This is a genomic window from Arthrobacter sp. 9E16, assembly GCF_002929435.1.
GTDB lineage: Bacteria > Actinomycetota > Actinomycetes > Actinomycetales > Micrococcaceae > Arthrobacter_B > Arthrobacter_B sunyaminii.
This window is the reverse complement of sequence record NZ_PJIU01000002.1, coordinates 821,738-842,642: the sequence shown is the minus strand read 5'-3', so window position 1 is coordinate 842,642 and position 20,905 is coordinate 821,738. Positions and strand designations below refer to the sequence as shown.

21 protein-coding genes and 3 pseudogenes are annotated in these 20,905 nt (G+C 65.0%); 8 read left to right on the top strand and 16 right to left on the bottom strand.

The window, feature by feature from the left end:
• Nucleotides 1–68: 68 nt before the first annotated feature.
• Nucleotides 69–1,442, top strand: coding sequence for a DUF2254 domain-containing protein (locus tag CXR00_RS10620; RefSeq protein ID WP_104054460.1), 1,374 nt, complete (start codon nt 69–71; stop codon nt 1,440–1,442).
• 120 nt (nt 1,443–1,562) lie between these two features.
• Here CXR00_RS10620 and CXR00_RS10615 read toward each other — a convergent pair whose 3' ends face one another.
• From CXR00_RS10615 to CXR00_RS18785, 4 genes and pseudogenes are all read right to left on the bottom strand, one after another.
• The gene (locus tag CXR00_RS10615; protein WP_104054459.1) at nt 1,563–2,684 is read right to left on the bottom strand and encodes a trans-acting enoyl reductase family protein; all 1,122 of its coding nucleotides are present in this window, start codon (nt 2,682–2,684) and stop codon (nt 1,563–1,565) included.
• A 77-nt stretch (nt 2,685–2,761) separates the two neighbouring features.
• Nucleotides 2,762–3,421 carry a response regulator transcription factor gene (locus CXR00_RS10610; protein ID WP_104054849.1) on the bottom strand — a complete coding sequence of 220 codons (660 nt, stop codon included), beginning with the start codon at nt 3,419–3,421 and terminating at the stop codon, nt 2,762–2,764.
• A gap of 44 nt (nt 3,422–3,465) precedes the next feature.
• On the bottom strand, nt 3,466–4,518 hold the full coding sequence (locus CXR00_RS10605; protein WP_104054458.1) for a sensor histidine kinase: 1,053 nt from the start codon (nt 4,516–4,518) through the stop codon (nt 3,466–3,468).
• A gap of 56 nt (nt 4,519–4,574) precedes the next feature.
• Nucleotides 4,575–4,793 (bottom strand): annotated as a pseudogene (locus CXR00_RS18785) (hypothetical protein); the annotation flags it as partial.
• 136 nt (nt 4,794–4,929) lie between these two features.
• On the opposite strand from CXR00_RS18785, the gene CXR00_RS10595 reads away from it, so the two are divergent.
• Entirely contained in the window at nt 4,930–5,733 is an 804-nt protein-coding gene (locus CXR00_RS10595) for a MerR family transcriptional regulator (protein WP_104054457.1), read from the top strand.
• Nucleotides 5,734–5,775: 42 nt separating this feature from the next.
• Here CXR00_RS10595 and CXR00_RS10590 read toward each other — a convergent pair whose 3' ends face one another.
• Both CXR00_RS10590 and CXR00_RS10585 read right to left on the bottom strand, forming a co-directional pair.
• A complete protein-coding gene (locus tag CXR00_RS10590) occupies nt 5,776–6,528 on the bottom strand; it encodes a glucose 1-dehydrogenase (RefSeq protein WP_104054456.1) in 753 nt (250 codons plus the stop codon).
• A gap of 41 nt (nt 6,529–6,569) precedes the next feature.
• The gene (locus CXR00_RS10585; protein ID WP_104054455.1) at nt 6,570–6,950 is read right to left on the bottom strand and encodes a VOC family protein; all 381 of its coding nucleotides are present in this window, start codon (nt 6,948–6,950) and stop codon (nt 6,570–6,572) included.
• Between the two features lie 238 nt (nt 6,951–7,188).
• Between CXR00_RS10585 and CXR00_RS10580 the strand changes: the two genes are divergently transcribed.
• Together CXR00_RS10580 and CXR00_RS10575 are read left to right on the top strand one after the other, a co-directional pair.
• On the top strand, nt 7,189–7,590 hold the full coding sequence (locus tag CXR00_RS10580) for a cupin domain-containing protein (RefSeq protein ID WP_104054454.1): 402 nt from the start codon (nt 7,189–7,191) through the stop codon (nt 7,588–7,590).
• 33 nt (nt 7,591–7,623) lie between these two features.
• On the top strand, nt 7,624–8,469 hold the full coding sequence (locus tag CXR00_RS10575; protein ID WP_104054453.1) for an aldo/keto reductase: 846 nt from the start codon (nt 7,624–7,626) through the stop codon (nt 8,467–8,469).
• 30 nt (nt 8,470–8,499) lie between these two features.
• Here CXR00_RS10575 and CXR00_RS10570 read toward each other — a convergent pair whose 3' ends face one another.
• From CXR00_RS10570 to CXR00_RS10550, 6 genes and pseudogenes are all read right to left on the bottom strand, one after another.
• On the bottom strand, nt 8,500–9,060 hold the full coding sequence (locus CXR00_RS10570) for a hypothetical protein (RefSeq protein ID WP_104054452.1): 561 nt from the start codon (nt 9,058–9,060) through the stop codon (nt 8,500–8,502).
• On the bottom strand, nt 9,057–9,302 hold the full coding sequence (locus CXR00_RS10565) for a hypothetical protein (RefSeq protein ID WP_146068480.1): 246 nt from the start codon (nt 9,300–9,302) through the stop codon (nt 9,057–9,059). The genes CXR00_RS10570 and CXR00_RS10565 overlap by 4 nt, the downstream gene beginning before the upstream one ends.
• Before the next feature lie 79 nt (nt 9,303–9,381).
• Complete coding sequence (locus tag CXR00_RS10560) at nt 9,382–10,344, bottom strand: alpha/beta hydrolase (RefSeq protein ID WP_104054450.1); 963 nt, start codon at nt 10,342–10,344, stop codon at nt 9,382–9,384.
• Between the two features lie 59 nt (nt 10,345–10,403).
• Nucleotides 10,404–10,646 (bottom strand): annotated as a pseudogene (locus CXR00_RS18550) (histidine phosphatase family protein); the annotation flags it as partial.
• Nucleotides 10,647–10,725: 79 nt separating this feature from the next.
• A pseudogene (locus tag CXR00_RS18780) lies at nt 10,726–10,923 on the bottom strand (phosphoglycerate mutase family protein); the annotation flags it as partial.
• 143 nt (nt 10,924–11,066) lie between these two features.
• On the bottom strand, nt 11,067–11,414 hold the full coding sequence (locus tag CXR00_RS10550) for a YnfA family protein (RefSeq protein WP_104054449.1): 348 nt from the start codon (nt 11,412–11,414) through the stop codon (nt 11,067–11,069).
• Nucleotides 11,415–11,618: 204 nt separating this feature from the next.
• Between CXR00_RS10550 and CXR00_RS10545 the strand changes: the two genes are divergently transcribed.
• Nucleotides 11,619–12,086, top strand: coding sequence for an S-ribosylhomocysteine lyase (locus CXR00_RS10545; RefSeq protein ID WP_104054847.1), 468 nt, complete (start codon nt 11,619–11,621; stop codon nt 12,084–12,086).
• Entirely contained in the window at nt 12,083–12,832 is a 750-nt protein-coding gene (gene mtnN / locus CXR00_RS10540) for a 5'-methylthioadenosine/S-adenosylhomocysteine nucleosidase (protein ID WP_258059978.1), read from the top strand. The genes CXR00_RS10545 and mtnN overlap by 4 nt, the downstream gene beginning before the upstream one ends.
• Before the next feature lie 161 nt (nt 12,833–12,993).
• On the opposite strand, the gene CXR00_RS10535 is transcribed toward mtnN, so the two are convergent.
• Together CXR00_RS10535 and CXR00_RS10530 are read right to left on the bottom strand one after the other, a co-directional pair.
• On the bottom strand, nt 12,994–13,950 hold the full coding sequence (locus CXR00_RS10535; RefSeq protein WP_104054448.1) for a D-2-hydroxyacid dehydrogenase family protein: 957 nt from the start codon (nt 13,948–13,950) through the stop codon (nt 12,994–12,996).
• 225 nt (nt 13,951–14,175) lie between these two features.
• The gene (locus tag CXR00_RS10530) at nt 14,176–15,738 is read right to left on the bottom strand and encodes a M20/M25/M40 family metallo-hydrolase (protein WP_104054447.1); all 1,563 of its coding nucleotides are present in this window, start codon (nt 15,736–15,738) and stop codon (nt 14,176–14,178) included.
• A gap of 383 nt (nt 15,739–16,121) precedes the next feature.
• On the opposite strand from CXR00_RS10530, the gene CXR00_RS10525 reads away from it, so the two are divergent.
• Entirely contained in the window at nt 16,122–18,020 is a 1,899-nt protein-coding gene (locus CXR00_RS10525) for an FAD-binding monooxygenase (RefSeq protein WP_104054446.1), read from the top strand.
• A 98-nt stretch (nt 18,021–18,118) separates the two neighbouring features.
• On the top strand, nt 18,119–18,619 hold the full coding sequence (locus CXR00_RS10520) for an ASCH domain-containing protein (protein WP_104054445.1): 501 nt from the start codon (nt 18,119–18,121) through the stop codon (nt 18,617–18,619).
• A 14-nt stretch (nt 18,620–18,633) separates the two neighbouring features.
• Here CXR00_RS10520 and CXR00_RS10515 read toward each other — a convergent pair whose 3' ends face one another.
• Complete coding sequence (locus CXR00_RS10515) at nt 18,634–20,037, bottom strand: LssY C-terminal domain-containing protein (protein WP_104054444.1); 1,404 nt, start codon at nt 20,035–20,037, stop codon at nt 18,634–18,636.
• An 85-nt stretch (nt 20,038–20,122) separates the two neighbouring features.
• Nucleotides 20,123–20,878 carry an SDR family NAD(P)-dependent oxidoreductase gene (locus CXR00_RS10510; RefSeq protein ID WP_104054845.1) on the bottom strand — a complete coding sequence of 252 codons (756 nt, stop codon included), beginning with the start codon at nt 20,876–20,878 and terminating at the stop codon, nt 20,123–20,125.
• Nucleotides 20,879–20,905: the final 27 nt, after the last annotated feature.

Here is a 20,905-nt window from a genome sequence, read left to right as displayed (position 1 = left end):
GATTGGAACTACAACGGCCTCGGGGCAGACTGGGATCACGTTTACTTTCCTTGTTCTGAGGGGTTCCCATGGCTCATGGTTCAACATCTGCCGCCCGCCATCCGCACGAACCGCAGCCGCGGTTCCGGGTCACCCGGGAGGGACTACGGGCATCCCTGTGGTTCTGGCCAAGCTGCGCCTCGCTGGCGGCAGTGCTCCTGACCCTGCTGCTGATGCAGGTTCGCCCCGGCGATGACGTGGCCTGGGCGCAGTGGATCTGGCCCACCGGCGTCGACGCCGCGTCCAGCCTGCTGCAGACCGTCGCCACCAGCGTGATGACGGCCGCAACCGTCACGTTTTCGCTGACCGTGGTGGCGTTGCAGCTGGCCTCACAGCAGTTCTCGCCCCGCCTGCTGCGTGAATTCGCCCGTGACACGCGGACCCAGGCTGTGTTGGGCGTGCTGCTGGGGACATTCCTGGTCAGCATCACCGGCCTGTACGGGATGGATGCCAACCGCCCGGTGCCGGTGCTGGTGGTCGGCACGGTGTATGTGCTGGGAATTGCTTCCGGGATTGTGCTGCTGTTGTTCATCGGGCACATCGCCCGGTCCCTGCGGGTGGACACCATGATGCTCAACGCACATCAGGACTGCCTGGCGGTTCTCCGGGACACCTATCCGGTGTCCGAGACAGGGGAAGTGCAGGAGTTCGACCTGCCCGCGGGAGGCACACTTGTTCCCGGCGGGCGCAGCGGGATCATCCAGAGGATCGACCGGCAGCCGCTGATGAAAGTACTGCAGGATCGGGGACTGACCATGAGGATCATGGTTCAGCCGGGTGACCACGTTACGGTTGGCTCCCCGGTGGCACGGGTCTGGGCCGACGACGGCGGGCCGGTGCCGCTGGGCGCCGTGCAGAAGTCTCTGGCAGAGGCCCTGGACATCGGCTATGAGCGCACGCCGGAACAGGATGCCGCCCTGGGGCTGCGGCAGCTGACCGACATAGCCGTGAAGGCCATTTCTCCCAGTATCAATGACCCCATCACTGCGGCCCACGCCGCCGGGTACTGCGCAGACCTGCTGGTGGATCTGCAGCGGCGCCGGCTGGGGCCCGAGGCCCACCGGGATGACGACGGCGTGCTCCGCCTGGTGACCACGGGCCGGGACTACCGGTATTTTCTGGACCTTGTCTGCGGTCCGGTCCGCCGTTTCGCCCATTCGGAGCCCATTGTGCTCACCGCGGTGCTGCGGCTCCTGCGCGACTGCGCAGCCACCGCCGTCAACGATGCACAGAGCGAAGAGATCCGACGGCAGAGCTCGCTGGTACTCGAGACGGCACGCAACGAGATGGTGGCCGCGGACGACGAGGAAATCCGTGACATGGGACGACGGGTGGAGGAGGCGCTCGCGGGGAACCTGGAGGCGGCCTTTACCGACCGGGCGGGAGAGACCCGTTCGGTGTAGCCGTAGCAGAAACCCAAAGTGGTCGAATTCCCTGCGGCACACCGTCCGTCAGTTGATCAACCTTCAGCCCTGACCGCGGCCGCGGCGAGATAGGGGGAAGGTCTCGCGCCCAGCGAAGCCCTAGGGTAGGCGCCTGTCCACAGGCACCAACCCAACGTCGGCACATCCCCGCGTCAGGCTCGCAAGGCCGAAGGCACTGAGAGGACTCGCCACGCCCGGGGCAAGATCCTGCCGGTCACGCAGCTGCTCAGCTCCCCAGGCGACCAGCTCGCCGGTCAGCGTGTACACGTTGGGGCCGGTGAGCTGTACGGCGGACAGCAGCTCCCCGTCCGTTCCCTTCACAGTGGCCACCACCTGTGTACGGGTTTTTGCCCGCCGGGCGCTGTCCGGTCCACCCGGTTTCCCGACGATCGGCGAGCTCAGTTTCTCCATGGCGCGGCGGCCCCGGGGGGTCTGTGCTACCGCAGAAGAGGCCGCGGACATCAGGCTCATGGCACGGCTGAACGGGGAAAACCATCCGTTGTAAACGGATACGCTGTCCAGCTGGGGAAACGCAACGGGCAGGAAAAGAACTTCCGTGCCCGGGACCAGCAATCCCGTTTTATGTCCCCGGCGCGTTCCGATCACGGGAAAATCATGGACATCTGCCGCTGTTCGCACTTCAATCAGGCGTCCGTTGCTAAAGCGCACTGCCGGCAGGAACAGTCCGTCGCGCAGCGTGCTGCGGGTGCCGTGGCTCAGTCCGGGACGCAGCGAGCCGGACGTGAAGTATCCGACGTCGAGCTTGCGACCGGCATCCCCCGCCTGCTGAGCTGCCAGGGCGCCGGCAAGGATTCCCGGGACATAGTCATACCCGAAGGCAGGCAACAGCACTGCGCCGGTTTCCTCCGCCCGGCTTCCGAACCGCTCCTGCAGCGTCCGGACAAATCCCACCTCCCCCGTGGTGTCGATGTAGCGGGCGCCGGCCTGCACTGCCGCTTCGGCAACCCCCAGGCCGAACCGCTCGAAGGGGCCCACGGTACTGATCAGCACGTCACCCTGTCCCAGCAGCCGGCGGATGCTCTCCGGATCCCCGGCGTCGGCGGCGGCGATTTCCAAGCCGGCGTGTTCCCGCGCCAGCCGGGCCAGGGCATCGACGTTGCGTCCGGCCAGAAGCGGGCGCATACCCCGCTGCAGCAGTGAGCTCAGCACCAACCCACCGGTATATCCGGTGGCTCCGAACAGGACGATACGCCCGCTCATTGGTCGGTCACCGGCGCATAACGGGTGTCATCATCCATCGCTGTAGTCATGCCGCACAGCATACGCAGGTGAAGCCCCTAGGCCGACTGCAGATAGGCCAGAACGGCCAGCACCCGCCGGTGGTCGGCCGGGCTTTGTTCCAGCCCGAGCTTGGCGAAGATGGAGGTAATGTTTTTCTCCACCGCTCCGGCGGAAAGGAACAGTGTGCTGCCGACGGCGGCATTCGTGCGGCCCTGCGCCATCAGCGCCAGCACCTCCTGCTCGCGCGGGGTCAGCCGGTCCAGGTCCGATCGGTGCCGGGAGGCGCCCATGAGCTGCCGGACCACCTCCGGATCCAGCACGGTTTCGCCTCGCGCCAGCCGCGCCAGGGCGTCCAAAAAATCGGCGACATCGGCCACCCGGTCCTTCAGCAAATAGCCGACGCCCGCAGGATGCCCGGCCAGCAGATCAGCGGCATAGCGGGTCTCCACATACTGCGACAACACCAGCACCCCAATCTGCGGATACGTTTGGCGCAGTTCCAGCGCGGCGCGGATTCCCTCATTGGTGAACGTGGGCGGCATCCTGTTGTCCAGGACGACGACGTCGGGCAGCTCGCCGTCGTCCGCCGCGGCCACGGCGTCGAGCAGATCCGCGGCATTGTCGACGGCGGTGGCCACGGTGTGCCCGCGGCTGGTGAGCAGTTCGGTGAGGCCTGCCCGCAGCAGGGCCGAGTCTTCGGCCAGCGCTATCCGCATGAGGTGTGTGCCCGTGACGGGCAAGGCAACGGAAAGTGCTGGAATCATGCCTTTGAGGATAGCGGAAGCTCCACCATGACCAGCGTGGGACCGCCGGCGGGGGACTGAATGTCCAGCAGGCCGTCCACGGACCCGACGCGCTCCCGCAGTCCAGTCAGGCCGGTGCGGGTGCCGTCTGCGGGGCGGTGCCCGACGGCGCCGCCCCGGCCGTCGTCGCTCACGGTGAGGCGCAGGCCGTCGTCGTCGTTCCCCGCTACCGTGATGTCGATCCGGGTGCCGCGGGAGTGTTTGACCGCGTTGTTCACCAGTTCGCTGGCGCAGAAATAAGCAATCGCCTCGATGGCAGGGTCCGGGCGGCGGGCCAGCTGATAGGTCACGGAGGTAGGCAGGGCCGCGTCCGAGGCCAGGGTTTCCAACGCGGTATCCAGTCCGTCCTCGAGCGCGGCGGGCCGGATGCCGCGGGCCAGGCCGCGCAGGTCCGCCAGGGCTTCCTTGGCGGTACCGTTGGCACTGTCCAGCAGGGCAAGGATTTCGGGGCTGGTCTCTGCTCCGGCCAGACGGTCGCGGACGTCGCCCACTTTCATGGCGATGGACACCAGCTGCGCCTGCGTGCCGTCATGCAGGTCACGCTCGATCCGGTGCAGCCGCTCATCGGCGTCCTTTACCGAGGCGCTGCGGGACTGCTCCAGGGTGCGTACCCGCAGGCTCCAAGCGGTGGGGGTGAGCAGGGCGGCTGCAAGGCCCGCCTGCGGGCGGGCCGTGACGTTGTTAATCCAAGGCCAGACAAAGAGAAGGATCAACAGGCCGGCACCGGCGTAAATCCACTGCCACATGGGGGTATCCGCGTAAACCTCCGGAAAGACCTGCGTGCCCCGGCGCCACGAGCCGTCGGCGGCCTGCTGCAGCGGTATAAAGCGGTACCAAAACCAGTGCGTAACCCCGCCCAATCCGGTTGCCAGGAGGGTGACGCTGAGGGTGAAGGCGACGATGGACAGCAGACAGGAGAGCACCATGTGCAGCAGCGCCCGCCAACCGGCCCCGTCCAGCAGTGCGCTGCGCAGAAAACCCAGGAACCCGGGCCTCGGCGCAAACGGCACGGCCCCGGCAGATCAGTGCCCAGCAGGTGCCGGACCAGACCTCGGTTCAGCCAGCCCCAGCCCCTGGAGGCCACCACCATGGTCGCGGGAATCACCAGCCCGACCCACGTAAACAACAGCGAGACGCCCAGGGAAACGGTGATCACAAAGTAAAAAAAGGCCGCCGTGGTCAGCACGATCGAAATCCAGTGGTAGGCAAAGGCCAGCCAGGTCTTCCCGCGGAACAGCGCGGGGATCCCTGATCGGCGGGAGGCACGGGGCAGCGTTTGTGTCATGGCCCAAGTCTGCCGGTAACGCGGGGTTCGCCGGCACGGGGCATGCCGCCGCGTCCTGGTGGGGATATCCCCCCGGGTAAGGCGGCTCACAGGCGATACTTGACCCTGACACAGTGGCAGACGGGAGAACTGGAACATGTTATCCATCGGAGCGTTCGCGCAGATTGGCCAGGTCACCCACCGCATGTTGCGGCACTGGGACGCCGCAGGGCTGCTCGTGCCTGCCCACGTAGATGAGTTCAGCGGTTACCGTTCCTACGATCCCGCGCAGCTGGAACGGCTGCACCGGATTGTTGCCCTCCGCCAGCTCGGCTTCGGTTTGGAGGACATCTGCTCCATTCTCGACGCCGGTGTGGACGCCGGCCGGATTGCAGACATGCTCCGCATCCGGCGCGCCGACGTGGAACGCGAGCAGCGGACGGCTTCGGCCCGGCTCATCGATGTTGAGCGCCGGCTCCACCTCATTGAAAAGGAACATGCCATGTCACAGATCGAGATCGTCTCCAAGTCCCTGCCTGCCGTCCGGCTGGCTGCCCGCGGCGCCGTGGTTGCCGAACAGCCGGAGGTCGCCGGCGTCGTCGGGCCGTTGTTCGATGCCGTGGGGGACATCCTGACTTCCGCAGGTGTTCGGCTGGACCAGCCGATTGCCCAGTATGAAATGACCGAAGACGGCTTGCGCATCCTCGCCGGCTATGCCATCAGCTCGGACGCGCCCGACGGTGTGGACGCAGTGGATTTGCCCTCGGTGCCGGTCGCCATCTGCGGCGTTCACTTGGGCAGTATGGACCGGATCGGGGAAAGCTGGCAGGCCGTTCACGCCGAGATGATTGCCCGCGGCTTCTCGCCGTCCGGTCCGTGCCGGGAGGTCTATGTCCGGGCCGTGTCCGATGACCAGCAGGACTGGGTTACTGAGCTGCAGCAGCCGGTTGAGCGGGCCTGATGTTCGGCGGACCGGCAAAGAGTGCCGGTCCGCCGAACACGGTCAGACGTTATAGATCTTCCCCGCCGTAATTCCGCCGTCCACAACAAATTCGGCCCCGGTGCAGAAGCTGGATTCGTCGCTGGCGAGGAACACGACCATGCTGGTGACCTCTTCGGGAGCGGCCGGACGGGTGAGTGTGGTTTCGGTGAAGTCGATCGGCTTCTGTTCGCCCATCACGGCTGTCATCGGAGTCTGGATGGATCCCGGGTGGACCGAGTTGACCCGGACGCGAGAGCCGGCCAGCTCCATGGCGGCGGACTTGGTGAGGCCCCGGACGCCGAATTTCGATGCCGTGTAGCCGTGCATCCCGGCAATGCCTTCCAATCCTGCGGTGGAGGAAATGTTGATGATGGATGACGGAGCGGAGGCCTTCAACGCCTCGACTGACGCCGTCATGCCCAGGAACGGTCCGGTCAAGTTGATGTCCAGGACCCGCTGCCAGCGCTCCACCGGATACTCGCCCAGCGCCCCGCCGTCGAGAATCCCGGCGTTGTTCACCAGGACATTGAGTTCCCCGAAGGCTTCAAGAGTGGCGGCAACGGCGGCGGCCCAGTCCCCGGCGCTGGTGACATTCAGGTGCACGTAACGGGCGGCTTCACCCAGTTCTTCCGCCAGGGCCGTACCGGCGTCGTCGTTGATGTCCGCAATCATTACCTTGGCACCTTCGCGCACGAAGGCGCGGGCATGGGAGGCGCCCATGCCGCTTGCTGCTCCGGTGATCAGGGCTACTTTGTCTTTAAGTCGATCGCTCATGAGGGCTTCCTTCGCGTGTGAGGGGATCAAGGTGGGGTGGGTTAGTTTGGCCGGACAGCGGTAAGGCAGAACGGATGGCCCGCGGGGTCCAGAAGTACCCGCCACTGTCCGGGTGCCGGCTGGTGGTCAGCGGGCTTTGCGCCCAACCGTACTGCCGCGTCCGCTGCTGAGTCCACGTTGTCCACGGCAATATCCAGATGCATCTGCTGGCGCTGGGGACCATCCGGCCAGGAAGGCGGGATGTAGTCATCGGCACGCATCAGCGTCAGCATGGGGCCGGCCCCGGACAACGCCACCACGCCGCGGTCCGGGGTGGCAAACGCTTCAACAAGTCCCAGAAGCGCGCAATAAAACTCAGCCAGCACATCGGTATCAGGGCAATCAAGGGAAATGGACGCAAGCTGTCCCACACGTTCAGTCATGGCTTCAAACCTACAGCGTGCCCGGATGCCGCTACGTGCCATGTCTTTCTGAGTGTTGTTCTTGTGTTGAGTCTGTCCAACCCCACGGGTGTTGCGAATTCTTTGCCCCAGGCGGCAAAAACTTCGGGCCACCGAGGCTGGAATAGAACCTCCAACCTCCCACAGGAGACCTCACGCTTGTAACGTCGAAGGGGTGCAAACGGGCCCCCGCTTGCCGGCACACCATCAGGGAGCTGCGATGAGACTGGAACCGCGCCGGCCCAGCACCAAGGGACCTGCCAACATGTTCACCGGCGACGTCTGGTTCGAAGTCATCGCCGCACCTCAGCCCGCGCCCTCGCGCATGCGGGTGAATTCCGTCCACTTCGCCCCCGGAGCCCGGACCGCCTGGCATGTGCACGCCGTCGGGCAGACCGTGCACGTGACCGAGGGCTGCGGTCTGATCCAGTCGCGCGGCGGTGAGGTGACCGAGATGCGCCCCGGCGACACCGTCTACACCCCGCCCGGGGAGTGGCACTGGCACGGTGCAGCCCCCGACACCCTTATGACTCATCTGGCCATGTGGGAGGCGCCGGAGGAAGGCGCCGAATCGGAATGGGGAGACCTGGTCACCGACGAGGAATACCGTTCCCGCACGTAAACGGCAGGAACGCTGCCACTGAAAGGAAACCCGATGGAATACGTCACCCTGAACAATGACGTGATTATGCCGATCCTTGGCTTCGGTGTGTACCAAATCCCGCCGGACAAGACCGAAGCGGCCGTGACGAATGCCCTCAACGCCGGCTACCGCTCACTGGACACGGCCGCCGCCTATCAGAACGAGGAAGCCGTGGGCCGCGCCGTGCACAAAAGCGGCATCCCCCGCAACGAACTCTTCATCACCACCAAACTCTGGATCCAGGACAACGGCGAGGCCACCACCATGCAGGCCTTCGAAACCTCGCTGCGGAACCTGGGCATGGAATACGTGGATCTGTATCTGATCCACCAGCCCTTCGGTGATGTCTACGGCGAGTGGCGGACGATGGAACAGATCTTCAACGACGGCGGCGCCCGTGCCATTGGTGTCTCCAACTTTGGATCTGACCGGCTGCTGGATTTGATCCTCCACAACAACGTCACCCCGGCCGTGAACCAGATTGAGACAAACCCGTTCTACCAGCGGGCGGTCGAAAACGAACTGATGCATACCCACGGCGTTCAGCACGAATCCTGGGCCCCGTTCGCGGAGGGGAAAAACAACCTCTTCGAGAACCCGACCCTTGGCACCATCAGTTCCGAGCACGGCAAGTCCGTGGCCCAGGTGGTGCTGCGCTGGCTGATCCAGCGTGAAATTGTGGTGATCCCCAAAACCGTCCAGGCGGACCGGATGGCCGCGAACATGGACGTGTTCGATTTCGAGCTGAGCCCTCAGGAAATGGCAGCCATCGCGGACCTCGATACCGGCAAGACCCAGTTCTTCAACCACAGTGACCCGGAGGCCGTCAGCCAGCTCAGCGGCGTCAAAATGGAGTAAGCCAGCCCCCGCCGCGGCAGACCACCCGGGTCACTCTGACTCGGGGGCTGCGGCAGTTTCGGGCGCCTTGTGTAGGTCGCGCACGAGGTAAAGCCAGGGGAAGGCCCGGCAGCCGACCTCCCAGCCGTCTGTCTCGTAGAGGTGGGACGGCTTTGTCCACAGCACCCGGCGGTGCTCCCACTGGGTATCGGTGCGCAGCACGCGGTGACGCAGCCAGTCGACGCCGATAGTGCGCCAGCCCATCCTCCCGGCAAGCTCCAGTTCACCCATCTCATCGAAGGCAGTCACCGGTCCGAGCCATCGTTCCTGAGAATCGGGCGTGCCCTCCTCCGTGCGGCTGCCGAAACGCTGCTGGACAGCTTGCCGGGTCAATCCCAGCTCACGGCCTAGTGCAGCCCAGCTGACGCCGGCGCTTCGGGCAGCAGCGACCGCCCGGTGCTGTAGTTGCTGGCTGGCGCGTTCAGCTGCACCAGTCCGCGCAACCAGGGCGAGATGGTCCGCCTCGGTGAGGTTGCCGGCGTCGTCGTAATCGCCGAGTATCAGGGCTCCGATCTGCTCCTGAAGATCTGTGTCGCCAAGCTGGTCCGTCACTGCTGGTCCGTCCGGTCCCGACTGGGGAGCCAGTCGTCGGTCTGGGTGCTGGTTAGCCCGTGTCGGCGGACACAGAGAACGCCAAAATAGACGCTCAGGACGATCAGCATGAAAGCTGCCCCCTGACACATGCCCTTGAGGAATCCGTCCAAGTCAAGGATGAGGTAAAGGGCGATCAGCGCCAGTCCCGCCACCAGCATGATGAAGGCCAAAAGGGCTATGACAGCTCGTGAAGATTTCATGTGTCAATTAGAAGTTGACATCTATCCGCTGTCAAGACCTTGTTGACGCTTCTGTTCTTCTCCGTCCCCTCCAAAGCTGCTACCGAACCTCGGCAGGGGCCAGGGCGAGCTGCAATTCACTGCAAAGTTCCGCCAGGGCCTGCGGGGCGCTGCGGCAGAGCCGGGGAAACGCCAGATACCCGTGCGGCATCCCCACATAGGTGGTGACACGGACCGGAACGCCGGCGGCGCGCAGGGCTTCGGCGTAGCGCAGCCCGTCGTCACGGATCGGATCATGCTCGGCCACCTGGATGAGGGCCGGAGGCAGTCCGCTGTGGTCTGCGGCAAGAAGGGGCGAGGCATAGGGATTGCTGCGGTCGCCGTCGTCGGGCACGTAGTGGCGGCGGAAGGCGAGGACATCGCTCTTGGTGAGCACGGGCGCGTCCGCGTTTTCCTCCAGCGAGGCGCTGCCCAGGGTCAGGTCGGTGGCGGGGTAAATCAGGCCCTGAAAAGTGATCGGCGGCCCCGACCTGTCCCGGGCCATCAGCGTCAGAACCGCGGCGAGATTCCCTCCGGCGCTGTCGCCGACGACGGCGATCCTGCCGCCGTCGGCCTGCCATTGCGCCGCACGCGCGGCCACATCCACGAGGGCCGCGTAGCAATCCTCGGCCGCAGCGGGCCAGCGGTGCGTCGGTGCCAGCCGGTAATCGAGGGATACGACGACGGCGCCGGTTTCCTTCGCAATGTTGCTGCCCAGCCAGTCGTAGGTGTTCAGAGTTCCGCTGGTCCAGCCGCCGCCGTGAACCAGGATGACGAGCGGCACCAGGCCCTGGGCGTTGTGCGGGCGGTAAATCCGGACCGGGATCCGGCCCTCACCGCCGTCTGCGGTGTCATTGGTGACGTCAACGCCCGCTGCGAGCCCGCCCAGCACCCAGTCCAGCACCGGGTTGTGTTCGACGGTGCGCTGCTGATCGGTGAGGATCTGCTCCTCGCTCTTGCCGGTGACTGAGATCCTCCGCAGGGCCCGTCCGATCAACCGCACCCGCAAATCCAGCTTCGCCATGTCCGCACCTTCCCGGAAGTTGGCAACCGGTCCGGTTGCGACTGGCTTGAATATACAGATCAGGACCGGGTTTCGGGTATCCCCAGGTGACCGGTGAGATTCAGGTCCAGAACGCGCCGGTCATGATAGAAATCGTCTTCATTCAAATGCGTAATGCTGCCCGGGGACAGTCGAAATTTCACGTAGCCGGCGGCGTGGAGGGGCAAATTGATCCAGGCAGCAATGAGGTAAGTGGCTGAACCGCCGTGGGTTACAACAACGGTGTCCCGGGCCCCGGCGGCGAGAATCCGGTCCATGGCCGAGTAGACCCGCCCCGCCCAAACCTATCGTGTTTCGGACCCTGCGACTCCGTCGCGGTACTGCATGCGGTTCCTGCGTCCGGCGCAGATCTGAGCTGATGAGCAGCGTCCCGCCGTCGCCGTCGGGCAGGGATCCGGATAGAAGATCACCCAGCGTGGCAGCTATCCGGCCCGCGTCTTTCACGCCCCGGGGAGTCAGTGCCGAGTCATGCCAGCCGCCAACAATGTTCTCGACGTGGTGGGTCGCCTCGGGGTGGGTGACAATATACAAGTTCCGCATGGTGACATGGTCCACCACAGAGTTTCGTCAGTCACGTACACGGATCCGTCAATGACTGCTGCTCCGGCGTACGGGTAGGGGCGGCGCAGGTGGTCCAGGACGACGTCGGCATACACCGCGGCCAGTCTGCCGGCGGTCGGCCGTCACGAGGCGACCGCCGACGCGCGCGGCGCAAACATGATCACCGCTACTCCCGCGAGGCAGATGATCGAGCCGATGACATCCCAGCGGTCGGGCCGGAAGCCGTCAAAAACCATGCCCCACGACAGCGACCCGGCAACAAACACTCCGCCGTAGGCCGCCAGAATCCGCCCGAAATGTGCGTCGGGCTGAAGTGTCGCTACAAAGCCGTAGAGCCCCAGGGCAATGACTCCGAGACCGGCCCACCACCAGGCGCGATCCTCCCGGACGGCCTGCCACACCATCCAGGCCCCGCCGATTTCGGCCAGGGCGGCCAAGAGGAATAAGAGCACGGTTTTCGCAGTGGTCATACGAACATCCTGCCGCACCCGCGAAGGGCCCGGGGTTTGCGTTCTTGGTCACCTTTACGCCGTGCGTCAGCGATATTCAGAAACTTGAACAGCTTCACCCTATAGTCTGGTCTGTTGTCCCTGCCGCCACTGCGGCTGCCGGGGCCGGGGGATCCCTGGGCTCGGACGGCGGAACGCCCCCTCGAACAGAACAGAAGGATGAAGATGGATCAAGAGCGCATGAATGTGGAATCGTTCAACCTCGACCACCGTCTTGTTGCGGCACCATATATCCGGGTTGCCGACACAAAGCAGCTTCCGGGCGGTGACGTGATTACCAAGTTTGATGTTCGGTTCACCCAGCCCAACGCGGCCCACCTCGAAATGGACGCCGTGCACTCCCTGGAGCACCTTTTCGCCGAACATTCACGCAATCACTCCGACAAGGTGATTGATTTCTCCCCGATGGGCTGCCAGACGGGCTTCTATCTGATGATGCAGGGCGCTCCGGCCTTTGAAGAGGTCGCTGCTCTGATCGAGGTGACGTTGAACGACGTTCTGCGCGCAGCTGAAGTGCCTGCCGCCAATGAGGTTCAGTGCGGCTGGGGCGCCAACCACTCCCTCGAAGCGGCGCAGGCGGCGGCTTCGGGCTTCCTTGCGGAACGCGCCGGCTGGGATGTGGTGTACGCGTGAGTTCAGCTGCATTCGTCATCCTCGTAGCGATGGAAGACGAGCTTGTCCCCTTTATCGAACGGGCAGAGGATATTGGCCCGGCCCGGCAGATCGGAAATGCGGTTCACCGCGATGCTGTTCTGGCTGGCCACCCCGTTGTGCTCGTTCGAACCGGCATCGGCCTCGTTAACGCCGCCGGAGCAGCAACCTCGGCACTTCTCGAAGCACAGCGTGCCGGCGGAAACAATGAGCATCCGGTCGTGATCAGCGCGGGCAGCGCCGGCGGGTTGGGAGCCGGTGTCCGTGTTGGAGACGTCGTGGTGGGAACCCAGTACATCAATGTGGACGCCGACGCCCGTGCCTTCGGGTACAAGCTCGGCCAGGTACCGGGAATGCCCGACACCTACCCGGCCCCTGAGCCGCTGACCGAATCCATTCGCCTGGCCCGGTCCGGCGGAACCATTCCGATGCACCACGGCCTGATCGTTTCCAGCTACAACTTTGTCACTCCGGCCAGGGCCGAACTGATTACCGGTAGTTTCCCCGGTGCGCTCGCAACGGACATGGAGTCCTCTGCGATTGCTCAGACATGCTTCGTTTTCGGGGCCCCGTTCATTTCTGTCCGCGGCATCTCCGACCTGTGCGGGCCTGCAGCGGAGGATGATTTCCGGGACCAGGTGGATGACGCAGCAACCCAGTCGGCCAACGTGGTGATCTCTTCGCTGGACGCCATGGCAGGGGTGGCGGGCGCCTACCAGCCGGCCTAGCGCGGAGACTTGGGGCATTTCCCTCCGGTTTGGGAAATCCCTGCCGTTGCGAACCGGCAGTTTTTGCCCAAACCGGAGGCTTTTGCCCAAACCGGGCGCTTTTCCCTAAAGCGGAGGGATCTCGCCGGGGATCCCTCCGCAGGCGCCCCGGCCCCGGTGAACTACAGCATCCGCAGGGGAGCACCGGCCAGGAATCCCTGAATATCCTCCACCACCTGCGGAAAGAACGTGGCGTAGTTCCGCTCCGTCACGTAACCCAGGTGCGGGGTCGCCAGGACATTGGGCAGATCCCGGAACGGAGACGACGCCGGCAGCGGCTCCTCCTCGAAAACATCCAGTCCGGCGCCGGCAATCCGCCCCTGCATCAGCGCCTCCAGAAGGGCTGCCTGATCCACGATCGCGGCGCGCGATGTGTTGATCAGATGCGCCGTCGGCTTCATGAGGGCCAACTCTTCGGCGCCGAGCAGGCCCCGCGTGCGGTCGCTGAGAACCAGATGGACGGAGACGACGTCGGCTTCAGCCAGCAGCTCCTCCTTGGAAGCTGCAAGCCTTGCACCGGTTGCCTCGGCCCGTTCTGCGGTGAGGTTGGAGCTCCACGCGAGCACGTCCATGCCAAACGCCGTTCCGACGCGTGCAACCTGCGAACCGATCTTGCCCAGTCCCAGCAGCCCGAGGGTGGCACCGTGCAGGTCCGTGCCGACGGTGTGCTGCCATGGCCCGCGGTCCCGGAGGGCCGTCGCTTCGGGAACCAGATGACGGGCCAGTCCCAGGATCAGGGCCCAGGTCAGCTCCGCCGGGGGAGAGGAGTTGCTCGCCGTGCCGCACACTGTCACGCCCTGGTTGCGGGCTGCCTCCACATCGATGGACGCGTTGCGCATGCCGGTGGTCACCAACAGTTTCAGCCGGGGAAGCCGCACCAGGAGACTGGCTGGAAAGGGCGTCCGTTCGCGCATCAGGACGACGACGTCGAACCCGGCCAGGCGCTCTGCCACGGCATCTTCCCCGGTGAGGTGATCCGTGAAGACAGTCAGCTCAACCTGTTCGCCGAGGCTACCCCAGTCGGCAAACCGGGTGGCGGCATGCTGATAATCGTCGAGCACTGCACATTTCATAAGCATGCATTTTCCTTTGCGGCGGGATGGCGATGCAATTGACATTAGCTGAGGCTTGATAGACATTTCAGGATCTCCCTGATTGTCATCTCACTGTTGCTGCTCGCCGGCACGGGCGCATTTCTTGCCCTGGCGTTGGCTCGGCCGCGGCGGCCATAAGGCCATGCAGTCACGGCAAAGGCTGTGCCCGGCCAAACTGGGGCCGGGCACAGCCTCTTTGTATTCGGACGTTTAGACCCTGAAGCCGGAAAAGACGGAGTACATGTAGTTTGTTCCCTGCTCCAGCGCAGCAGTGAAAATGCGTTCGTCATTGCCGTGCATCCCAATCAGCTGTTCGTTGCTGAGGACATAAGGGTAGACGCCGTAGCCCGGGATTCCGCGGTCGCGCCACGGGGCCAGGCTGGTTCCCGCCTCGAACAGGGCGGGAGTGAAGCGGGCGCCGGGGTAGGTCTTCCGGGCCGCCGTTTTCAGCGCCCGGAACAGATCCGTGTTGGTGTCCGCCGGAGGAGTGGCCCAAGTCTGGTCCAGCGTGGCCAGATAATCCTCTTCGGAGACGCCTTCAGGGGCCGCGATCCTCACTTCCACGTCCTTGCCGGACAGCCGGTCGCGGACCTGGGCCAGGAATTCCCGCGGCTTCTGGCCCCCGGGAATGGCGCGGCAGTTCAGGCGTGCCTCGGCAGAGGACGGAATGACGTTCTCCTTGTAGCCCGCGTTCTGGATGACAAAGGCGTGGGTGGTGCGCAGCAGTGCGCTGTGCAATGCCGGGTAGGGCGACTTGGCGATCACCATGCGTGCCCAGCGGTCCAGCATTTGAGGGTTCCGTGCCTCCTGCATCCTCCGCAGTGCTTGGGCGAATCCCCGGTTCCTGGTGGCCTCCGCCAGGGCTCTGAAATACTCGCGGGTCACATCCGTGAGATAGACCGGAGCCTGCCAGTCGCCCAGCTTCGCGACGGCGCGGGCCAGGGTGACTATGGCGGCATCGCTGAGCGGTTTGGAGGAGTGGGTGGCGGTGCCCCGTGCGATGAGGTCGATATTGAAGTACACCTTGTCCTGCCTCGTTGCGCTGATGAGCATGGGGGTGGTTTGGTCCTCCTGGGCCAGGAACCAGCCTCCCTCCGTAAGCACGGAACCTGCGTCGAGTTTCTCCCAGTAGTTAGCTGCGAGCCAGCGCGAACCGAAGGATCCCGCTTCCTCGTCGCAGTCCGTGAGCACAATGATGTCCCGGTCGAAACGGGCGCCTTCGCTCAGATGGCGCAGTAGGGCCGCGATGGAAGCGGCGTTTGCCCCCTTCATGTCCAGTGCGCCGCGTCCGTAGATTTCACCGTTGCGCACCTCTCCGCTGAACGGATCGGCTGTCCAGTTCTCCAGCTCCACCGGCACCACATCGGAGTGGCCCAGCAGCAGGAGGGGGTCGGCCCGGCCGGTGCCCGGGATTCGCGCGATGAGATGCACATTGTTTGGCTGGGGCGTGTCGATGATCTCGACCGGAACGCCCGCGCGGGTCCAGACCTCCCTCAGCATTTCGGCATGGGGGCGGGTGTTGGCTCCTGTTCCGAAATTCTGGGTATCGAAGGACAGCATCCGTTTTAGCAGGTCCAGCGGATCGGTGTCCGTGCCGGGGATGGCCGGGGCGGCCGGTGCCGGAACGGCCGAAGGCGCCGTGAGCAGGCTCAGGCCCGCTAACCCGGCAGCCGTGGTTCCGGCTACGCCGCCCAGGAATGTCCTGCGCCGGACGCTCGCTGCATGTTGATCGCCGGCTAACAACTGATGGTCACGGGGTGTAGGGGTGCGCATGGTGTTTCCCTCTCGGTGCGGCGGCATGTCCCAGTGAAGGACGCCCGGGCCGCCACGCTCACAGGGGTGCTGCGCAAAGGCAAGGCTGCAAGGCTGGAACGGGTCAAAAGCGTCTAAAGAGCCGGGCTGCAGGCACACACCGTTGACGGCTGAGGCCTGCCAAGGGAGACTGCAAAGTTTCCGCGGCTGCTAGCAGTCCCGCAAGCGGCAGTTTCCCAACCGTCGCACCTGGCATCCTGCTTGTGACGCGCATCATACTTCCAGTACAGTGAACACCAGCTTGATTCGAATACTGAACTGGCTGTTCAAATAACGAACACTAGTCGCTGTTTGAACACGTGAAACCCCAGTCGGTCCGCAGACACAAAGAAGTGAGGACGCCCGTGCAGTTCCACCACCACGGCTACGTATCCGGAGACCCGCGCATTCAGCCGGCCGCAGGCGTGGGCCTTGACCGCCCTGCGGAACTCCCGGATCAGGTTGACGTCCTGATTGTCGGCTCCGGTCCGGCCGGCATGCTCACCGCCGCGCAGCTGTCACAGTTCCCGAACATCACCACGCGGATCGTGGAGCGCCGCGACGGACGGCTGGTTCTGGGCCAGGCAGACGGCATCCAGGCCCGCAGCGTTGAAACCTTCCAGGCGTTTGGCTTCGCCGAGGAGATCACCGCTGAGGCCTACCGGATCACCGAGATGTGCTTTTGGCGCCCCGACCCCGAGGACCCTTCGCGCATTGTCCGCTCCGGGCGCGCCCTCGATGATGAAGCCGGCATCAGCGAGTTCCCGCACCTGATCGTGAACCAGGCCCGGGTATTGGACTACTTCGCCCGGGTCATGGCCTACGCGCCCACCCGCATGGCCCCAGATTACGGCTTCGAGTTTGTTGGTCTGGAGGTCGACGACGACGCCGAGTACCCGGTGACCGTCACCCTCCTGCGCACTGCAGGTCCGGATGAAGGCACCGAACGCACGGTGAAGGCCAAGTATGTGGTGGGCTCTGACGGCGCCCGCAGCAAGGTCCGCTCCGTCATCGGCTGCACCCTCGAGGGAGACAAGGCAAACCATGCCTGGGGCGTGATGGATGTCCTGGCAAACACTGACTTCCCCGATATCCGCACCAAGTGCGCCATCCAGTCCTCCAACGGCGGCTCCATCCTGCTCATTCCGCGTGAGGGCGGGCACCTGTTCCGGATGTACGTGGATCTCGGTGTGGTGCCCGAGGATGACAACGGTGCTGTCCGCAAGGCCACCATCGACGAGATCATCGCCAAGGCCAACGGCATCCTGGCCCCCTACACGCTCGACGTCCGCAACGTGGCCTGGCACAGCGTCTACGAAGTGGGCCACAGGCTCACCGACCGGTTCGACGACGTACTGCCCGCCGACGTCGGCACCCGCACCCCGCGCGTGTTCATCACCGGCGACGCCTGCCACACGCACAGCGCCAAAGCCGGCCAGGGCATGAACGTCTCCATGCAGGACGGCTTCAACATCGGCTGGAAGCTCGGCCATGTACTGGACGGCCGCAGCCCGGAGAGCCTGCTCTCCACCTATTCAGCCGAGCGCCAGGTGGTGGCTCAGAACCTCATCAATTTCGATAAGGAATGGTCCACGCTGATGGCCAAGCGGCCCGAGGAGTTCGAGAACCCCTCGGACCTTGAGGACTTTTACGTGCGCACCGCCGAATTCCCGGCCGGTTTCATGACGGAGTACACGCCGTCGATGGTCATCGCCGAAGCCAAGCACCAGGACCTGGCTGCCGGTTTTCCCGTAGGCAAGCGCTTCAAGTCCGCACCCGTGCGACGCGTCTCGGACACCAATCCGGTTCACCTCGGCCACCAGGCCAAGGCGGACGGCCGCTGGCGGATCTACGTCTTCGCCGACGCGGCGCCGGCCGGAGCTGCCTCGCCGGTCAGCGACCTGGCCCGGTGGCTGGACACTGCTCCCGAGTCGCCGCTGGCAGCCACGCCGGAGGGTGCAGACCGCGACGCCTGGTTTGACGTCAAGGTCATTTACCAGCAGGACCACACCGGCATCGACCTCAACGCTGTGCCGTCAGTGTTCAAGCCCGAAGTGGGCCCCTACCGGCTCACGGACCTCGCCAAGGTTTACGGTGCCGATCCAAAGGCTGACATTTTCGAGGAACGCGGCCTGGACCGCGGCGGCGTGATGGTGGTGGTCCGCCCGGACCAGTACGTGGCCAACGTCCTGCCGCTGACGGCAACGGCGGAGCTCGGGGATTTCTTCGCCCCGCTGCTGCCGGCCCGGCAGTCACAGGTCTAGTTTCGATCCACGGCAGGACGACGGCGGCACGCGGGTGCCGCCGTCGTCCTGCGTAAGGGTGTGGGCGCAGGCACCGCCGCAGTGGCAGACTGGGAACCATGGACACCCCGACTGATTCGATTGAACCGGACTTCGACGCCGCGGCCGTTCTCTGGGATGCCTACGCCGCCGCCAACCCCGAGCAGGCTGCCGCTGACAGCCAGTACAACGTGGAAACCTTCGGGGATTCCCCAAGGCTGGCCGATGAGCTCCTCGCACTGGTGCTGGACGGCAGGAAAACCGCCACCTCTTCGCTCGTTGCCGAATATGCGGAGGAAGGGGACCAGCTGCCGCGGATCGGCATCCACTGGATTGTCTGTGACAGCACCGGTGCCCCGCGGGCTATCCTGCGGACCACGGAACTTCGCCTGGGCACCTTTCTTGACGTCGATGCAGCTTTTGCGCGCGACGAAGGCGAGGATGACCTGAGCTTGAATTCCTGGCGGCGCGAACACCGCAGGTACTGGGAGCGCACCGCTGCGGCGCGGGGGATCAGCTGGTCCGAGTCCGACGAGCTGGTGCTTGAGCGGTTCAAGGTGGTCTGGCGGGCTGACGCCTAAGCCTGCCCGGAGCCTTAGCCGGTAAGCGGTCTGCGCTGCTTCGCTAAGAGGATGCGTGCCCTGCGGCGGCGGTGACTCTGCATGCGTGCATAGACCCTTGCCCTGTCACTGGAGAGGGCGAGGATCAGCAGGATGTCGAACGAATAACCGAGCAGGTTCGAGCCAAGGGTGAAGGCCGAGCCGGAGAACACCGCGGCAACCTGCAGAATGATGGCGCCCGAACTGAGGAACATCGCCGTCACCCGTGCAGCGTTGCTGCCGCGCAGGATAAACACCGCCAGCGCGGCCTCCACACAGGCGAACACCGCCAGAGTGACGCTTGCCGGTGCGTAGGCACTGCCCAGATTTGCGAGTTCGGAGCTTTGCTCGCCCAACACTTCGTTCACCAGTGTGCTGACCCAGGGTACTTCGGTGACCCGCGCCAGGAACGGGGCAGCCACCGTCAACGCAGCGAGTCCGCGCAGGAACACCAGTCCGGCGCCGAAGATTACCGGCGGGGGCCGCCGGATGCGGCGGCGCTCCGTCCCGGACTGAGCGGAGAACACAGGGTTAGGTGAGGGTGGGGAATTGCCGGACGCCGCACCGCCTGCGGGTGTCTGAGGCAGTGCGGTGAGATTCGTGACGGGCAGGTCGCCGTCGGTGACGATCGAATCGCCGCCTCCGTTGCGGGAGTGGTACCCCGTGGAGAAATTCTTGATGACGTTCACCGACACCTCGGGGAAAGCCTGCTGCATCGAGGAGACCAGATAATCCCGTTCGGCATCAATGTTCTCGCCGACCCGGTGCGTGACTTGCAGAGTGAACAGGGACAGCCCCACGGCACGGTCAAAGGACGCGGCCCCCAGCCAGTCCGTCGCAATGCCTCCGGGCAGCAACCACCCTTCGGGGCACCGCCAGAACCGGACGTGATGACGTTGCCGCGGATTGCCGTTGACCTCCTGCTGATAGGCAAAGTCCTGTTGCCGTCCGAACAACAGCAGCGGGCTTACCGGCGCCTGGAGATAGCTGCGGTGTAGCAGCGTGGAGGTAACAATCCGCCAACTGCTGGTCAGGGTCACCGGATCCGCGAGGACCCAGCCCGTCCGCTCCAGTGCTGTGCGCAGCTGCTGCTCGCTGCCCAAAAAGGCCAGGTTGACGGCATCCCCGAACAGGCCGGCGCTGGTACGGGTGCGGCCCATGAAATAGTCCGGGATGAAGATCTGCGTCAGTACCCGGTCCACGCGGGGCAACACCAGATAGGCGAGGACAACCCAAAACACCACGAGGAAGCCGATATACCCCAGCTCAAGCGAGCCGCGCACCAGCAGCAGTCCGGCAAACCAGATGGAGGCGAGGCCGCTGAAGACGAAGAAGGCCCAGTCCAGGGCCGTCGCGGCACCGGACCCGGCGCCGCCGTCGTCGTCCGCTGCCCTTTTCATACGCAAAACCCTGTCCTGCCGCCGCGGCGCGAGTCAATGAGTCGCGGTCGCTTTCCGGCGGGAACGGAGGATCCCGTCATAGCCTTTAAACCTGCAGCGGCGTTCCGGTCTCTTCCTCCAAGGCCTGGAGCAGACTGTCCTGGAAGTCGACGTCGTTCACTGCCGGGTGCGGCTGCCGCCTCCGCCGGTGGTACCAATACCCGCCGCTGGTCAGGGCGTCCGGCTCTTCGCTGGAGGCAAGCCATTCCTGGGTTTGGTGGCCCAGCGCCAGATCGTCCGGTGCTCCGGCGCCGCCCATTTTAGTGGGGACCCAGCCGGGATCCACCGAGTTGCTGAGCAGCTCCGGCCGCAGCCGGGCCAGCGCCGCGGCGAATGCGGTGACGTACAACTTGCTGTCCGCGTACGAACCGGCCGTCCTGCCCTGCCAGTCAACTCCGGCGAGTGAGGCGCGCCCGGCGTAGTGGTCGTTGCTGCTCAGGTAGACGTGCCGCTGCGGCCCGTCGAGCAGTGCGGTCAGAAGATAGGGTGCAACAACATTCACGGGCATGACGGCCGTGCCGCGGGCCAACCCGGCGTTGTGAATGACGGAGTCCAGCGGGTTGCCGGCATTGAGTTCTGCGGCGGCACGGCGCACCGCGTCCGGGTCGCTGAAGTCGGCGACGACGAGCTCCGCCCCGCGGTTGATCAGCGGCTCGAGCGCTGCCGCCCGCTCCTGGTTGCGGGCGTGAACAACGACGTCGTGCCCTGCGGCGAGCAGCGACTCCGCCGCTGACCTTCCAAGACCATCCGCTGAACCCGTGACCAGGATCCTCACCGTGTTGCGCTCCTTGGGTTGCTGCATTTCCTGCACGCTTTTCGCTCAGTCATG

Bases quoted from the DNA above. Each gene is read 5' to 3' on its own strand.
- CXR00_RS10620 (WP_104054460.1), top strand. From the start codon at position 69: ATGGCTCATGGTTCAACATCTGCCGCCCGCCATCCGCACGAACCGCAG.
- CXR00_RS10615 (WP_104054459.1), bottom strand. From the start codon at position 2,684: ATGAGCGGGCGTATCGTCCTGTTCGGAGCCACCGGATATACCGGTGGG.
- CXR00_RS10610 (WP_104054849.1), bottom strand. From the start codon at position 3,421: ATGCGGATAGCGCTGGCCGAAGACTCGGCCCTGCTGCGGGCAGGCCTC.
- CXR00_RS10595 (WP_104054457.1), top strand. From the start codon at position 4,930: ATGTTATCCATCGGAGCGTTCGCGCAGATTGGCCAGGTCACCCACCGC.
- CXR00_RS10590 (WP_104054456.1), bottom strand. From the start codon at position 6,528: ATGAGCGATCGACTTAAAGACAAAGTAGCCCTGATCACCGGAGCAGCA.
- CXR00_RS10585 (WP_104054455.1), bottom strand. From the start codon at position 6,950: ATGACTGAACGTGTGGGACAGCTTGCGTCCATTTCCCTTGATTGCCCT.
- CXR00_RS10580 (WP_104054454.1), top strand. From the start codon at position 7,189: ATGAGACTGGAACCGCGCCGGCCCAGCACCAAGGGACCTGCCAACATG.
- CXR00_RS10575 (WP_104054453.1), top strand. From the start codon at position 7,624: ATGGAATACGTCACCCTGAACAATGACGTGATTATGCCGATCCTTGGC.
- CXR00_RS10565 (WP_146068480.1), bottom strand. From the start codon at position 9,302: ATGAAATCTTCACGAGCTGTCATAGCCCTTTTGGCCTTCATCATGCTG.
- CXR00_RS10560 (WP_104054450.1), bottom strand. From the start codon at position 10,344: ATGGCGAAGCTGGATTTGCGGGTGCGGTTGATCGGACGGGCCCTGCGG.
- CXR00_RS10550 (WP_104054449.1), bottom strand. From the start codon at position 11,414: ATGACCACTGCGAAAACCGTGCTCTTATTCCTCTTGGCCGCCCTGGCC.
- CXR00_RS10545 (WP_104054847.1), top strand. From the start codon at position 11,619: ATGGATCAAGAGCGCATGAATGTGGAATCGTTCAACCTCGACCACCGT.
- CXR00_RS10535 (WP_104054448.1), bottom strand. From the start codon at position 13,950: ATGCTTATGAAATGTGCAGTGCTCGACGATTATCAGCATGCCGCCACC.
- CXR00_RS10530 (WP_104054447.1), bottom strand. From the start codon at position 15,738: ATGCGCACCCCTACACCCCGTGACCATCAGTTGTTAGCCGGCGATCAA.
- CXR00_RS10520 (WP_104054445.1), top strand. From the start codon at position 18,119: ATGGACACCCCGACTGATTCGATTGAACCGGACTTCGACGCCGCGGCC.
- CXR00_RS10515 (WP_104054444.1), bottom strand. From the start codon at position 20,037: ATGAAAAGGGCAGCGGACGACGACGGCGGCGCCGGGTCCGGTGCCGCG.
- CXR00_RS10510 (WP_104054845.1), bottom strand. From the start codon at position 20,878: ATGCAGCAACCCAAGGAGCGCAACACGGTGAGGATCCTGGTCACGGGT.